Source organism: Neorhizobium sp. LMR1-1-1.1 (assembly GCF_040675795.1).
GTDB classification, from domain to species: Bacteria; Pseudomonadota; Alphaproteobacteria; order Rhizobiales; family Rhizobiaceae; genus Neorhizobium; species Neorhizobium cellulosilyticum.
Genome location: NZ_JBEGHE010000022.1, coordinates 18,575 through 33,625, shown reverse-complemented (window position 1 = coordinate 33,625; position 15,051 = coordinate 18,575). Strand labels below are relative to the sequence as shown.

The 15,051-nt window shown below is 57.8% G+C and carries 14 protein-coding genes; 7 read left to right on the top strand and 7 right to left on the bottom strand.

Annotated elements, in window-relative coordinates; genetic code table 11:
* Positions 1 to 19 precede the first annotated feature (19 nt).
* The gene (locus tag MRBLMR1_RS12215) at positions 20 to 496 is read right to left on the bottom strand and encodes a MarR family winged helix-turn-helix transcriptional regulator (protein WP_210298178.1); all 477 of its coding nucleotides are present in this window, start codon (positions 494 to 496) and stop codon (positions 20 to 22) included.
* A 245-nt stretch (positions 497 to 741) separates the two neighbouring features.
* On the opposite strand from MRBLMR1_RS12215, the gene MRBLMR1_RS12210 reads away from it, so the two are divergent.
* From MRBLMR1_RS12210 to MRBLMR1_RS12195, 4 genes are all read left to right on the top strand, one after another.
* Complete coding sequence (locus MRBLMR1_RS12210) at positions 742 to 1,755, top strand: aldo/keto reductase (RefSeq protein WP_183688395.1); 1,014 nt, start codon at positions 742 to 744, stop codon at positions 1,753 to 1,755.
* A gap of 121 nt (positions 1,756 to 1,876) precedes the next feature.
* Positions 1,877 to 2,770 carry an NmrA family NAD(P)-binding protein gene (locus tag MRBLMR1_RS12205; protein WP_500064823.1) on the top strand — a complete coding sequence of 298 codons (894 nt, stop codon included), beginning with the start codon at positions 1,877 to 1,879 and terminating at the stop codon, positions 2,768 to 2,770.
* Positions 2,771 to 3,320: 550 nt separating this feature from the next.
* Positions 3,321 to 3,719, top strand: a complete 399-nt coding sequence (locus MRBLMR1_RS12200; RefSeq protein ID WP_183688393.1) for a nuclear transport factor 2 family protein — start codon at positions 3,321 to 3,323, stop codon at positions 3,717 to 3,719.
* Positions 3,720 to 3,860: 141 nt separating this feature from the next.
* Positions 3,861 to 4,808: an alpha/beta fold hydrolase gene (locus tag MRBLMR1_RS12195; protein ID WP_210298176.1), complete on the top strand. Its 948-nt coding sequence runs from the start codon at positions 3,861 to 3,863 to the stop codon at positions 4,806 to 4,808.
* Positions 4,809 to 5,300: 492 nt separating this feature from the next.
* Here MRBLMR1_RS12195 and tnpC read toward each other — a convergent pair whose 3' ends face one another.
* The 5 genes from tnpC to MRBLMR1_RS12170 all read right to left on the bottom strand — a co-directional run bounded on the left by tnpC (position 5,301) and on the right by MRBLMR1_RS12170 (position 8,554).
* Positions 5,301 to 6,956 carry an IS66 family transposase gene (gene tnpC / locus MRBLMR1_RS12190; protein WP_500064820.1) on the bottom strand — a complete coding sequence of 552 codons (1,656 nt, stop codon included), beginning with the start codon at positions 6,954 to 6,956 and terminating at the stop codon, positions 5,301 to 5,303.
* Positions 6,957 to 7,001: 45 nt separating this feature from the next.
* Complete coding sequence (tnpB, locus tag MRBLMR1_RS12185) at positions 7,002 to 7,367, bottom strand: IS66 family insertion sequence element accessory protein TnpB (protein ID WP_500064818.1); 366 nt, start codon at positions 7,365 to 7,367, stop codon at positions 7,002 to 7,004.
* Positions 7,346 to 7,756, bottom strand: coding sequence for an IS66-like element accessory protein TnpA (gene tnpA, locus MRBLMR1_RS12180; RefSeq protein ID WP_183830420.1), 411 nt, complete (start codon positions 7,754 to 7,756; stop codon positions 7,346 to 7,348). Before tnpA ends, tnpB begins: the two co-directional genes overlap by 22 nt.
* 373 nt (positions 7,757 to 8,129) lie before the next feature.
* Positions 8,130 to 8,312, bottom strand: a complete 183-nt coding sequence (locus MRBLMR1_RS12175) for an alpha/beta family hydrolase (RefSeq protein WP_183688378.1) — start codon at positions 8,310 to 8,312, stop codon at positions 8,130 to 8,132.
* Positions 8,309 to 8,554: a hypothetical protein gene (locus MRBLMR1_RS12170; RefSeq protein WP_500064815.1), complete on the bottom strand. Its 246-nt coding sequence runs from the start codon at positions 8,552 to 8,554 to the stop codon at positions 8,309 to 8,311. The genes MRBLMR1_RS12175 and MRBLMR1_RS12170 overlap by 4 nt, the downstream gene beginning before the upstream one ends.
* A gap of 621 nt (positions 8,555 to 9,175) precedes the next feature.
* Between MRBLMR1_RS12170 and MRBLMR1_RS12165 the strand changes: the two genes are divergently transcribed.
* From MRBLMR1_RS12165 to MRBLMR1_RS12155, 3 genes are read left to right on the top strand one after another with little or no spacing between them, the layout of a single operon-like run.
* A complete protein-coding gene (locus MRBLMR1_RS12165; protein WP_183688375.1) occupies positions 9,176 to 9,928 on the top strand; it encodes an ImuA family protein in 753 nt (250 codons plus the stop codon).
* Entirely contained in the window at positions 9,849 to 11,360 is a 1,512-nt protein-coding gene (locus tag MRBLMR1_RS12160) for a Y-family DNA polymerase (protein ID WP_183688373.1), read from the top strand. The genes MRBLMR1_RS12165 and MRBLMR1_RS12160 overlap by 80 nt, the downstream gene beginning before the upstream one ends.
* Positions 11,357 to 14,617, top strand: coding sequence for an error-prone DNA polymerase (locus tag MRBLMR1_RS12155; protein WP_183688371.1), 3,261 nt, complete (start codon positions 11,357 to 11,359; stop codon positions 14,615 to 14,617). The genes MRBLMR1_RS12160 and MRBLMR1_RS12155 overlap by 4 nt, the downstream gene beginning before the upstream one ends.
* A 230-nt stretch (positions 14,618 to 14,847) precedes the next feature.
* Here the strand turns inward: MRBLMR1_RS12155 and MRBLMR1_RS12150 are convergent, their stop codons facing one another.
* On the bottom strand, positions 14,848 to 15,042 hold the full coding sequence (locus tag MRBLMR1_RS12150) for a hypothetical protein (RefSeq protein WP_500064811.1): 195 nt from the start codon (positions 15,040 to 15,042) through the stop codon (positions 14,848 to 14,850).
* Positions 15,043 to 15,051: the final 9 nt, after the last annotated feature.

Below are 15,051 nucleotides of genomic sequence, written 5' to 3'. Positions count from 1 at the left end.
GGGCAGGAACTACCTACTATCAGTCGGCTCTTGCTGGATCCCTGAAGCTCTCCGCAATCGTGTCTGTCATCTCTCGCATCAGGGCCGCGTTTTCGGCCCCGAAGCGATGCTCAAATTCTTTTTGGGCTTCTGTCCATAATGGGCGGCCAAGTTCGATAGCGTCGAGACCCTTTTGGGTGACAACGATGATTTTTGAACGACGGTCGTTAGGATTAGTGCTAACAGCGACGAAGCCGTCTCGTTCAAGTGGCTTGATATTGTGACCCATGGTCGCCCGGTCCATGGCCATCTGATCAGCCAGATGTTGCATCGTCTTCGGTCCGAAGTGGGCGAGGGAAGCCAGAATAGAAAACTGGGTCGTTTTTAAGCCAGTTCTCGCGAGCCAATCGTCATAAAAACGAGAGATTCTACGTGCTGCGCGGCGCAACTTTGTGCAGTTGCATACGAGGGGAATCACGGCCTCACGTTCAAAGGGCATCGACAGGCTTTTGACCATCTGGTCACTCTCCTTGCATTATTTGTCGCTGGCAGTGCAACCGCCGCGCAGCGTTCTTCGAGCTTCAATAACGCTACTCAGTACGAAAACTCAAATGTCAGCTTGCAAAACTCACGTTCGAATAATAGGCTCATATGCACGTAAATGCGAGTGGAGCAGAGTCGGGCATCGCTACCTTTATCGAGACTGTAGCCTGAGGTCGTCGGGTTAAGCAGTATTTATTTAGATAATCGAAAGACGTTGATATGCGAACGAAAGTCTTTGGAAAGACAGGCCTGAAAGTGTCCGAACTGGTTCTTGGAACAGGGAATTTCGGTCAAAGATGGGGATATGGAAGCGATATCGAAGAGGCCGGGCGTGTTCTGAACGCATATTCCGAGGCTGGAGGTAACTTCATCGATACGGCTGACCTTTACCAGTTCGGTCAATCTGAAGAGTTCCTTGGCCAACTTCTTGCAGGGAGGCGCGAAGAGTTTCTCCTTACTTCAAAGTTCACGATGGGCGCGGCCGCAGGGGGCGGGCTTTTGGTGACGGGAAACAGCCGAAAGGCGATGGTCACCTCCATCGAAGCGAGTTTGAAGCGGCTTCGGACGGATCGCATTGACATCTACTGGGCACACTATGCGGACGGTGTGACGCCCAGCGAGGAGATCGTTCGAGGATTTGACGACCTCGCACGCGCCGGGAAAATTCTCTATGGCGGACTTTCTAACTTCTCCGCGTGGAGGACAGTCAGAGCCTCGACGCTAGCGGAAATGACGGGCTCCGTCCCGATAGCCGGAGTGCAGGTAGAGTACAGCTTGGTCCATCGGACGCCCGAGCGCGACGTGTTCCAAGCTGCCGCAGCTCTTGGGTTAGGCGTCGTCACCTATTCTCCTCTCGGCGGCGGCATGTTGACCGGTAAATACCGGAACGGCGAACAGGGACGCCAGCAGGGTCTCGGCGGAAACGTTTTCCAGGCAGAGGACAGCGAGGAACGTTTGCAGATTGTCGATACCCTCTTACAAATTGCCCAGGAGATCGGGAGCTCGCCAGATCGTGTAGCGATCTCGTGGGTTGCCGCCAAGGGATTGATCCCGATGGTCGGTCCGAAGACCGAGCTACAGCTGAAAAGCAATCTAGGAAGCCTAGACGTAATTCTTTCGCAAGAGCAACTCGGGCGACTTGACCACGCAAGTCATCCCGCACTGCTTGACCGGCCTGACAAGGTGGAGGGCTTTACGGGATCGTGGCCTTTCGCAGGTGCGCCTGTTGCCTGATAGCGAGCGCATAGGTCCGATGCGATACCTCCACTGCGTTCTGGCAGGGCTTATTAACTTAACGAAGCGGCCGCCGAATATCGCTCCGAACGCCGACGGCCAGCTGAAAACGAGGCATACGATGAGAAAAACCTTTTTGGTAACCGGTGCCTCAGGCGTTACCGGCACTTATACGGTCGCGGAGCTATTGGCGCTTGGGCATTCGGTGCGGGCTTTTGTCAGGAAGGCAGATGGCCGCTCTCAAAAACTTCAAGCGCTTGGGGCTGAAGTGGTCGTCGGAGATATGTTGGACCACGACGATGTCGTGTCCGTAGCGGACAACGTCGATGGTGCTTATTTCTGCTATCCTGTTCGACCCGGGATCATTCAGGCGACAGCGTATTTATCGGATGCGCTGCGCCGAACAGGTCCCGCAGTGGTCGTCAACATGTCGCAGATCTCCGCGCGAAGCGATTCAGCAAGTCATGCAGCTCGTGATCACTGGATTTCCGAGCGAATCTTTGACTGGGCTGGTCTTCCTGTGGTGCATCTCAGGCCAACATTCTTTTCGCAATGGTTTCTCTATCCCCATGCGCAAGCATCGATCGTCAATAACGGATTGATTGACCTGCCCTACGGAGACGGGAAGCACGCGCCGATCGCGGCCGAGGATCAGGCTCGTTTCATCTCGGCGGTTCTGACGGAGCCCAACGTGCATGTCGGCAATACCTATACACTGCATGGACCGACAGAGTTAAACCAGTCTGAGATTGCCAGCGCCATCAGTGACGCACTCGGTACCACGGTATCGTACAAGCCGACCACGATTGCAGAGTACAAGGCGAGGCTGGAGGCGCAGGGACTCCCACCGTTTCTCGTCCAGCATTTCTGTGCGATCGCGATCGACTACCAGAACGGCGTTTTCGCTGGCGCCGATACGGTCATCGGAAAGGTCACAGGCAAAGCGCCCCTGACCGTTGAAGCGTTTGTTACTCTTCACCGAGACGAGTTTAACCTTTTCCAGGACAGGGACTAGGTCGGATAACACATGCTTAGCGATTCACTCTGTGAGACTGGAGTGCCGACGATGGCTCGGCGCCTGGCCGACCGCCAGCCGACGAACCGGGTAAACGGTAATTGTTTTCCCGCTCTAACGGGCGGAAATTTACCGGTTCGCACTATCTTCTCAAAAGGGCGATTGTGGTATTCCGGTGCGGATATTCTCAGATTACTTGATGTGGACGTATCCCGGCGAGGCGCTAGCGGCTATTTGCGCATACTCCCGCCATCAGAAATAGACGTCGTCCGCAGTACAAAGTATCCGGGCGTCTTTGCCGGTAGGCGCGGCAACCCTCAGATGTGCTTCGTTACGATGAAAGGTGCTCGCTTGCTCATCAATCGTCACGGCCAATCTCGCGCGGGTTCAGCTAGTGCGATGCCATAGAACCGGGGTTTTGGGCCCGAGCAAGCTACGCTAGCGTAAGGGCGGGTGGACAGGCCTCAATGTCGGTAGAGTGTCAGCAGCCACCGGCTGTTTTGAATTTTGCCCCACATTATTTCATTCCAACAACAAGAAGGTTAGAGCAATGGGATCTCTCACCACTAACAAAAGCTTGGTGCTGGATGCACTAGACATCCTGTTCAACAAGCGAGATTTCGAGACGGCAGCGGAGCGCTGGTCACTCGATTATGTCCAGCATAGCCGCCTTGTACCTCCAGGGAGGGATGGGCTGTTCGGCCTTGTGCGTAGCATGCCGGAGGGAACACGCTACGAGCCGGGCCTGGCCATGGCAGACGGAGAGTTCGTAATGATTCACGGTCGATATGCGCAGCCTTGTCAGCGAGCACTAGTGGCGGTTGACATGTTCAGAATTAACAACGGGATACTCGTCGAACACTGGGACGTCCTTCAAGAAGAGGCAACGATCGAAGAGTCTGCGGGGGGCCACCCGATGTTTGGCGATCAATTCCCCGGTACCGAGTAACGTTCTTCACGTAGCGTCTGACGGAAACAAAGTCCTCTCTATCGCCCATGTCGCCCGAAGCGGCAGACTTGGATCGCTATTCATAGTCGCTCTTTGCGTTCTCGTGAGAGGTAGCGGGATAAATTAAGAAAGTGAGTAACGATGGCAATGGTGAGAAAGTGGATGACCGTTCTTTGCGCTGGTCTCCTCGCGACGTGCCTTACGCCGCTTGCGGCAGCTGGTTCGGAGGTTGTCAGTCAGCGAAAAATGAAGGTAGATGGGGTCGATATATTCTACAGGGAGGCGGGCAATGCGACCAAGCCCGTAATCGTCCTGCTTCACGGCTTTCCCTCCTCGTCCCACATGTTCCGAGATCTTCTGCCAGATCTTAGTCAGGATTTCCATGTTTTCGCGCCTGATTATCCTGGGATGGGAAATAGTGGTATCCCATCTGATGGTGCCGACCCGCTAACTTTTGACCGAGTGGCTGACTACATCGAAGGCTTTCTTCGAGCCGTTCATGCCGACACGACGATATTGTACATGCAGGATTTTGGGGGCCCGGTAGGGATGAGATTGGCACTTCGCCATCCCGATCGAATCGCTGGTCTTATTATTCAAAACACTCCGGTGTCGCTTGATGGCTGGGAACCGAACCGGCTCAAGGCACTCGAGAGTTCCAAGGCTTTATCGACTCTTGACAGACGAGCCGCAGCAGAAAGTCGGGTTAGCTTGGCTACAGATATACTCTTGTACCGAAAGGGGGCAAATAGACCAGATGAGGTTAGCCCCGATGCGTGGTCCTCGGATGCTTTTGCACTTGCTGATCCTGCCCGCCACAAAGCAATGACCGACCTTCAGTTGGACATTGTCTCAAATCTTGATCTCTATCCCGCCTGGCAAGCCTATCTTCAAAACGCGCGACCCAAAGCGCTTGTAGTGTGGGGCGACGGAGACCCAATTTTTGCGCCGAGAGGCGCTGACGCCTTCGCAGAATACGATACGAACACTGTAGTCCGCCATTATGCCTCGGGTCATTTTGCATTGGAGGAACGACATCAGGATATCGCTCGAGAAATCATTGCGCGCTTCGGCGCAGGCTCACTCTAGGAATATTCGGGGAAGGGTTGCGGTAAAAATCTATATCGGCGAGTCTTTAAGTTTTTTCGATGGGACAACACGTTACGGAAAAAAAAGGGCAAGATACGTAGGGGTCAGCGGTTCGTATCCGCTCAAGGCGATACTTCCGCGAGGACGAGCAAAACTCGGAATTGGTTTGCGATACCCGGTCTTTGGAAAGTTGCGCCGGTCCATTCCGTAGTAAACATCCGGCGAAGGCCGCCCTCTTGGTCACTGATTTCTCTGTGACCAAACTACTTATCGACGAATGGAGACGACGGGCAAAATGCGATATGCATACGCTAGAAGAACGGTTTTCTGCTCGTGATGAGAGGTGCGCAATGATCTACAGGACTGGCTCCATTGCCACTATCTGCCCGCGATGCGGCAAACCCGCCCTACAATCTCCAAGCAAAGGGATTTGGTGCGCTCACTGCAAAAACGGATCAGTAAGGTAGAGCGGCGACACGTGACGGTCAGAGATCACGCCGCTTGAGCGTTGACGGTCGGCGGTATCCAGTTCCACGGAAGCAGTTGCTCCAGTCTAGTAATCGGCGTGTCCGCGATGCGGGCAAGAACGTCGGCAAGCCACGCCTGCGGATCGATGTTGTTGAGTTTTGCCGTCATGATCAATGTGGCTACGAAGGCGGCACGGTCAGCGCCACGATCTGATCCGGCGAAGAGCCAGGACTTCCTGCCTAGTGCGAAGCCTCGCAGAGCTCGCTCTGCCGCATTGTTCGTCAGGCAAATTCTGCCATCCGCCAGGAATGACGTGAAGCCATCCCAGCGCTTGAGCATGTAATCGATCGCCTCGGCGACCGGGGAACTGCGTGAGAGCTTTGCCCGCTCGGTTTGAAGCCAGGCCTGCAGATCATCAACGAGCGGCAGGCTTTCCTTGCGGCGACGCTCCAGGCGTTGATCGGCGTCAAGCCCGTTGATCTCCCGCTCGATATCAAACAGGCCGTCGATCCGTTTGACGGCTTCGAGCGCCATAGGCGAGATCGGCGCGGCGTTCTTTCCACGCTTGGCGTTTGCGGCAATGTCGGCGAGCACGAAGAACTTGCGCCGCGAGTGTGCCCAACAGAGTGCCTGGGTCAGCGGTTCGGGATCGCGATCAATTTTGAACAGCGGATTGTAGCCGCCATAGGCGTCCGCCTGCAGAATGCCGGTGAAGGTCTTCAAGTGGCGCTCTGGATGCTCCTGCCGTCGATCTCGCGAGGCATAGTAAAGGGCCGCCGGCGGGGAGAGGCTTCCGAACGGTCGATCGTCCCGGACATAGGTCCAGATGCGGCCCGTATCAGTCTTTCCCTTGGCCAGGATCGGCACGGTGGTGTCGTCACCATGCAGACGTTCGGAGCCAAGGACATGCGCCTCGATCAGGGAGTGAATGGGCTTCAACGCCGCGGCACATGCTCCAACCTGACCGGCCAGCGTCGATAAGCTGAGGTCGACACCTTCGCGGGCATAGCGCTCGCTCTGGCGGTTGAGCGGCTGGTGCTGGGCGAACTTCTCAAACAGGATCATCGCCAGCAAGTGTGGCCCGGCAAAGCCGCGGGGTGTTACATGGAAGGGTGCGGGTGGCTGTGTGATCTTCTCACACTCGCGGCAGGTGAACTTCTCTCGCACCGTCTGGATGACCTTCCATTGACGCGGGATGACCTCCAGGGTCTCGGTGACATCCTCACCGAGCTTCGACAGTTTGGCCGATCCACAACAGGCGCAATTGGCGGGAGCGGCGATGACGACGCGCTCGCGCGGCAGGTGTTCGGGAAAGGGCTTGCGTGACGGACGCTTGCGCTCGAAGGCTTTGACGGCTGAAGCTTTGGCAGCAATCTCCGCCGCCAGTTCATCCTCACCGGCGTCCGCTTCCAATTCCTCGAGTTGCAGTTCCATCTGCTCCAGGAGCCGCGCCTTGCGCTCGGACCGGCTGCCGTAGAGTTCACGGCGAACTTTGTCGATCTCCAGCTTCAGCCGTGCGATTAGCGCCTCGGAATGCGATACAAGTGCCTTTGCGCTGGCGGCTTCGGCCTTGGCGGTCGCCGCTTCTGCTTCGGCTGCGACACGTCGAGCGCGTTCCTGGGCCAGCAGTGCAAGGGCACTGGCAAGGTCGTCCGGAAGCTCTTCGGTCGCATTGCTCATGACAGGATGGAATCATATTCGACCCCGTCATTCCAGTGTTTTTGCTTATCCGGCCGACGTTGGCCGCCACGTCTTTTGCGGCATCCGCCAGTCGATACCTTCCAGCAGGTAACCGAGCTGCGCGGGCGTGATCACTACCGTGCCATCGGCCGCTGATGGCCAGATGAAACGACCACGCTCCAGCTTCTTCGTAAACAGACAGGCTCCCTGGCCATCATGCCAGATCACCTTGATCAGGCCGCCGCCTCGGCCGCGGAATACGAACAGGTGACCGCACATCGGGTCGCGCTTCAGCGCCTCCTGCACCATCAACGACAAACCGGGGAAACCTTTGCGCATATCGGTGCGGCCCGTCGCCAGCCAGACCTTCACGCCACTCGGAACCGGGATCATCGTAGCCCCAGCACGCAATCGAGAATCCGGCCAAGCGCTTCCGTATCGATGTCGCTATCCACGCGGACGCGTCGGCCCCGACCAAGTTCGATTGTTACATCACTGCGCTTCCGACGAGGATGGGATGTCGCAGGCGGTTCCGATTGAACGGCAGGCACGGCCGGAACCGTTTCGGCCACTATCACCGGCACCAAGGTGGTTGCCGTCTCGGTGCTCTGCTCTTCGACTCGGCAGAGCTCCTTGCGCCAACGGAACAACTGGCTGACATGGATACCTGCCGCGCGAGCAATCTCAGAGATAACCGCACCTGGCTCAAAGCAGGCCGCAACGAGGCGCTCTTTGTCTTCGGGTGACCAGCGCCGACGGCGCTCTACGGACGTGATCACCTCAATTGGATGCTTCGTCATATGACTACTCCTAGCGTTACCACTAGGACTGGCAGTCAGCAGGCCGTCATCGCAAGACGGCCTTCACCGTGCGCTTACATTCCGTACGGCACTCAGTCGGCGCTGGGAAAGCATCCGCCTTCTTCAGAACATCGGTTTCAGCGTTCGCGGTCCCCCGGTTCCGCGATCGATAAACGTTGCTTTGAAAGAGTTCATCATGAACACAGGCACAGTATGATGGTTCAAGGCGAATGCGGTCGCTTCTGCGCTCACCGCCGGTTGCTATTTTGTGATCAAGCAGAGCCGAGCTGGTTCCGGCGGCAAGTTGCGAAGAACAAGCCGAGGACTAAAGGCTATTCTTTAAAGATTATGCCTGTTAGAGCGACCCTGCCCACTAATCAAACTCGAAGCGAATGACCTGCAAGCCCTGATCGGACAGCGCCTGTGTGATGGCCTCCATCCACTGCGTGTCCATCGCACCACCGGCACCATGAGCCAGGAGGATTGTGGTCTTTGCTTTATTCGGACCTGCAACCAGAAATCGATGCGTCATGGCAATCCTACCGGTTTGCTTCATCGGGCCTCATCGATCCGTCGCTGCATCTCGACGTCAGTCATCGCATTTTGCTGCTCGAGCAGATATCGTTCGACATCGCCACCGCATGCTTCCTTGATCTCGGCAATAGTGAAGCCCTCGGACTCGCCGCTCTCAACCAAGACCTTTGCCTGATCTCGGAACTCCGCCTTGTTCTCATGAAACCCCGGCGAGTTGATAATCTCCTGGACGCGATCATCCAGCCAGTCGTTAACATTAGCCATTTTAAGCTCCTCACTATCAACAGGATCTGGGGCAGTTCATGCCCATGGCAAGCGGACGTTCTTTTGGACTGATCGACAACAAGGTCGGTTTCAATCTCGTTTGGCCGAATGCGCTGAAGACTTAAGACAGGGGAAGCGCGTATGACATTGGTCGCCATCGGCGCTGATCAAGCGATCGCATCCCATCGCCGCCATCCGCCGCAACCGTGCAAAAGTCATCCCCGCGCCATGCCTACGGACAAGGACTTTCCGCTCGAGCGTGTCTAACCGTCCGCAAGCCCGGCATTCGACCTTGATCACGGGCTCCTTTACCTGCCTCAGCGTCGTGGCGAGATCGAAAACCGGGGAGTGATTAGGCTTCAAATGTATGCCCTGCCAAATTCTGGAAGTAGACGTGGTCGTCTCAAATTTTCTTTTTGGCTGCCCTGTGGTCGACCGCCGGCCTTAGCTAACTGATTCGAAACCGGAATCTGCAGAATCTCTAAAATCATGAGACTGTATTCCTATTTTTCACTCGCTTGACTCCTCTTCCGTAACGGAACAGATACAGAACATCAACTGTTCTGGCGGCATGATGTCGTCCTATTTCAACCAACGCGAACCGGAAGGAATCCGCGACCGATGTCGGCTGTCCGCGCTCAAGTCCTTGCTGATCTGCGCGAGCGCATCTCTTCCATCGAAGGGGAGGGCGCGAAGAAAGCGGGCTGTCTTCCTTTCGGGATCGCGGAGATCGACGCCATTCTTCCCGGTGGCGGACTGGCCAACGGGGCTCTGCACGAGTTTGCTGGTGGCGGTTCGGGAACGGTGGATGGTGCCGCGGCCGCACTGTTTGCAGCCGGGATTGCGGCCAGAACCAAGGGACCGGTGGTCTGGTGCCTGACGCGGCCGGACCTGTTTTTTCCGGCGCTGGCGCAAGTGGGGTTGCACCCGAAGCGGGTGATCTTCGTGGAGAGTGACAGGGAAGAAGATGTTGCCGCCAACATGGAGGAGGCCTTGTCGTATGGCGGGCTCGGCGCCGTCGTAGGCGAGATGGTGAGGCTGCCTATGGTCGTCAGCAGACGGCTTCAGCTTGTGGCCGAACGAACCGGAACCATTGCTTTGGCAGTACGGCGATGGCGGCGGCAAACGGAGGCAAACGACTTTGGGCAGCCGACGGCATCCACCACGCGATGGCGGGTGAGCGTGCTTCCGTCGCAAGAGCTCCCGGTTCCCGGGATCGGACGGCCTCAATGGTTTCTTGAGTTGATGAGATCGCGTGCGGGCGAGTGTGCTGAGTTTTACGTCGGAGCGTGTGATGACAAGGGTCGTATCCATCTATCTTCCGGATCTGGCCACGGACAGGATCAGACGGGACGATCCCGCTATTCCGGATGACCGCCCGATCGCCGTCATCGCCAGTAGCGGTGCTAAGCGCTGGGTGTCTGCTGCCGATAAGGCCGCCCGACAGATCGGTGTTAGGGTGGGAATGCCGGCCGCGAAAGCACAGGCGATCTTTCGGGGGCTTATGCTGGTTGATGGGGATCACGCGGCCGATGCCTTGGCGCTGGATCGCCTGGGGTTGTGGGCGCTTGGCCTTTATTCGCCGATCGTGGCAGTCGACGGCATCGATGGCCTCGTGCTCGATACGGAAGGTGCCGATCATCTTCAGGGTGGAGAGCAGCCGATGATCACCGGCATCGTCAACATGTTCCGTGCCAGAAAGCTCACCGCAAGGGTCGCAATCGCAGACACCTGGGGCGCGGCGCATGCCTGCGTGCGTGCAATAAGGCGCGATACCGTCATCGTACCGCGCGGCGAGATTGTTCGCGCAGTAGAAAAGTTACCGATCTCCTTGCTCAGGCTTCCAGAGAAGGTGGTGCAGGATCTGCGGATCCTCGGCTTCCAATCGATCGGAGAACTTTCGAATACGCCAAGGGCGCCACTGGCGCTGCGCTTCGGGCCGGAGGTCGGACGTAGGCTTGACCAGATGTTCGGACGCATGAATGAGCCAATCGATCCGATACGCACAGCAGATCTAATCGAGGTCTCGCGATCTTTTCAGGAGCCGATTGGCGCTGCCGAGACGATTAACAAATATGTTGGCAGGTTGGTCGTACAGCTCGTTGCCGAACTTGAAAGACGCGGTCTTGGCGCCCGACGCACGGATCTTATCGTCCACAAGGTCGACAATACGATCCAGGCGATACGGGCAGGAACGGCCAAGCCCGCGCGCGATGTCGCCTGGCTGACCAAGCTCTTCCGCGACCGCACCGAAAAGATCGAACCCGGCTTCGGCATCGAGAAGCTGACGCTGGTTGCCGTCTCGGCTGAGCCCTTGGCGCAAGAGCAGAAGGTTTCCTCGCTTGTGGAGGAGGAGAACAGCGATATCACGCCATTGATCGATGTGTTCGCCAATCGCGGGCAGCGGGTTTATCGGGTCGCTCCCTTCGCCTCCGATGTCCCCGAGCGCAGCGTCCAACGGGTTTCAGCCGTTGCGGACGAAGTCCAAGAAGGCTGGGTCAGCCACTGGCGGCGGCCGGTTCGCCTGTTCAGCCGACCCGAGCAGATCCATGCGATCGCCATGATGCCGGACTATCCGCCGGCCACCATCACCTGGCGCGGTAAGCGCCACCGTGTGAAACGGGCTGACGGCCCGGAGCGCATTTTTGGCGAGTGGTGGGTGCGGCCAAACGAGCTGGACGCTGTCCGAGACTATTTCGTCATCGAAAACGATGATGGCGAGCGCTTCTGGATTTTCCGGTCCGGCGACGGCGTGGATCCGGAGACCGGATCGCATAAATGGTTCATGCACGGGATCTTCGCATGAAATACGCCGAACTCCAGGTCACCACTCATTTCAGCTTCCTGCGAGGTGCATCCTCCGCGCAGGAGCTCTTTGCCGCCGCGAAGGCACTCGGCATCGAGGCGCTGGGTGTGGTCGACCGCAATTCGCTGGCAGGGATCGTGCGTGCGCTCGAGGCATCGCGGGACACAGGGGTTCGTCTCGTCGTCGGATGTCGCCTCGACCTGCAGGATGGCACGTCGGTCCTCGTCTACCCGACCGACAAGGCAGCCTATTCACGGCTGACCCGGCTGATCACGCTCGGCAAGGGCAGGGGCGGCAAGGACAACTGCATTCTGCACCTCGATGATGTCGTGCTTTATGCGGAGGGCATGATCGCCATCCTCGTGCCGGATCTCCCGGACGACATGTGCGCGGTGCAACTGCGCAAGATGGCGGAGATTTTCGGGAGGCGGGCCTATGTCTCGCTTTGTCTGCGACGGCGGCCGAACGATCAGATGCGGCTGCACGAGCTGTCGAACATGGCGGCAAAATTCCGCGTCAAAACTGTCGTCACCAACGATGTCCTTTTCCATGAGCCGTCTCGTCGGCAGCTCCAGGACATTGTGACCTGCATTCGCGAAGGCACGACGATCGATACGGTTGGGTTTGACCGAGAGCGGTTTGCCGACCGTTATCTGAAGCCCCCGGAGGAGATGGAGCGGCTTTTCCCTCGGTATTCGGAAGCACTAGCGCGGACGATAGAGATCGTCGACCAGTGTCGGTTTTCGCTGGAAGAGCTGACTTACGAGTATCCCGAGGAGGCATTGATCGACGGCATGGACGCCCAGCAGTCTCTTGAACAGTGCGTGCGTGACTGTATCCCGATCCGCTACCCCGAAGGCCTTCCCCAGAAGGTGTTGCGGTCGGTCAGGCACGAGCTCAATCTTATTAAGGAGATGGACTACGCGCCCTATTTCCTGACGGTCTATAGCATCGTTCGTTTCGCCCGCAGCCAAGGCATTCTCTGCCAGGGCAGGGGATCGGCTGCGAATTCGGCGATCTGCTACATTCTTGGCATCACAAGTATCGATCCGGAAACGAACGACCTGCTGTTCGAGCGCTTCGTCTCCAAGGAGCGCAACGAACCGCCGGATATCGATGTCGATTTCGAGCACCAGCGGCGCGAGGAAGTCATCCAATGGATCTACAAGACCTATGGTCGCGACCGGGCAGCGCTCGTCTGCACCGTCACCCGGTATCGGGCCAAGGGCGCCATCAAGGATGTGGGCAAGGCGATGGGCCTGCCGGAGGATGTGACAAAGGCATTGTCCTCTGGACTTTGGTCATGGTCGGAAGAGATTACCGAGCGCAATGTCCGCGAGCTGAACCTCAACCCGGACGACTACCGCCTGGTGATGACCCTGCGTCTTTCGCGCGAGCTGATGGGTGCCCCACGGCATCTCGGTCAGCATGTCGGCGGCTTCGTTCTGACGCGCTCGCGTCTCGACGACCTTGTGCCGATCGAGCCAGCCGCCATGGAAGATCGTCAAGTAATCGAATGGGACAAGGACGATGTCGAGGCCCTGAAAATGATGAAGGTCGACGTGCTGGCGCTTGGCATGCTGACCTGCATGCAGAAGGCGTTCGACCTGATCCGGGAGCATAAGGGAGAGGACCTTGATCTCGCCAGGGTCAAGCAGGAGGACAGCGCCACATATGCGATGATCCGCAAGGCCGATACACTCGGAACGTTTCAGGTCGAGAGCCGAGCACAAATGTCGATGCTGCCAAGGCTCAAACCGCGGACGTTCTACGACCTGGTTGTCCAAGTGGCGATCGTCCGACCCGGGCCAATCCAGGGGGACATGGTTCACCCCTATCTTCGACGTCGCGAGGGCAAGGAGCCGGTTGAATACCCGACGCCTGAGCTCGAAGCTGTGCTCGGCAAGACCTTGGGCGTGCCGCTGTTTCAGGAATCAGCGATGAAGGTTGCTATGGTCTGTGCCGGATTTACCGCCGGCGAGGCCGACCAGCTGCGCAAGTCGATGGCAACGTTCAAATTTACCGGCGGTGTCTCACGGTTCCAGGCCAAGCTGATCGACGGCATGATCAACAACGGCTATACGCGCGAATTCGCCGAGCGGACGTTCAAGCAGCTCGAAGGTTTCGGGAGTTACGGCTTTCCGGAGAGCCATGCGGCCTCGTTCGCCCTGATTGCCTATGCATCCTGCTTCATCAAGTGTCATTTTCCGGATGCCTTCGCGGCCGCTCTGATGAACTCGCTTCCGATGGGCTTTTATGCGCCGGCCCAGATTATTGGTGATGCGCGCAAGCATGGCGTCGAAGTACGCCCAATCTCGGTGCAGCACTCGCGATGGGACTGCACGCTCGAAGAAATCCCCGGATCTGACCGTCATGCCATCCGGCTCGGTATGCGACAGGTCGATGGATTGGCGGTCGCGGATGCGGCGCGGATTGTTGCTGCCCGCATGGAGCGGCCGTTTGAGACTGTCGATGATGTCTGGCGACGATCGGAGGTGCCGGCCGAGGCGCTTGTCCAGCTGGCCGAGGCCGACGCATTCCGACCGGCGTTTGGCCTCGAACGGCGTGATGCTCTATGGGCAATCAAGGCCCTTCGCGATGAGCCGCTTCCGCTGTTCGCCGCGGCCGCGGCTCGGGAGGAGAGGGCCGTGGCCGAACAGCACGAGCCCGAAGTGGTGCTCAGGCAGATGACTGAAGGCCATAACGTCGTCGAGGACTATGCGCATGTCGGACTCACGCTCAGGGAGCACCCTATATCATTCCTTCGCCGCGATCTCGCCGAACGCCGGATTGTCACCTGCGCAGACGCGATGAATGCAAGGGACAAGAGTTTTGTCTGCGCCGCCGGACTGGTGCTCGTCCGCCAAAAACCTGGAAGCGCCAAGGGCGTGATGTTCATCACGATCGAAGATGAGACCGGCATCGCCAACATCGTTGTCTGGCCGAGCCTCTTCGAAAAGCGGCGACGCGTCGTGCTCGGGGCGAGCATGATGGCCATCCATGGAAAAATCCAGCGCGAGGGCGAGGTTGTTCATCTGATTGCGAGGCAGCTTGAGGATCTGTCCGGAGACCTCGCAGCGCTTTCCGATCGTGATGCCGAATTCAGGCATCCAACGGGACGGGGCGACGAGTTCGCGCATGGATCACCTGGTGGCGGAGATGCTCGGGACCGGCCGAAGCCGAACAAGGTCCGCGACATTTTCATACCGGATTTGCATATCGACACACTGAAGGTCAAAAGCCGGAACTTCCATTAACGCTGGAAACTATCCCATCCGGTTCTGCCGGTGGGACACGACAGTCATAGCCATCTTCACGGCGTGCTCCAGGGATGGTTCCGCCCAAATACGGTGACAGCTTTTTGGTCCGCCTGTGCAGGTTCGAACCCTGAGAGAGCAATGCCCAGCCTCGGAAATATGATAAAGCCGTTTCGCTCCTTTGCGGCATCATCGCGCTTGTGTAGGGCGGCGACGACATCGCGCTCCTTCTAGGCCATCAGATCGAGGCCATCGAGAAACAGACCGCCGGAGATCTCCGGAAGAAGATTGATCTCGATCAAGGCGTCGTCGACGAAGACCAGGGCGGGGGATGTCTCACCGTATGCTAATCGCGTCCTGACGGTCCGGGTTGTCTTGACCGAGCCGGGCACGCCAATCACGGCCTCGACATCTTCTCGGCTCATCCCGAACCT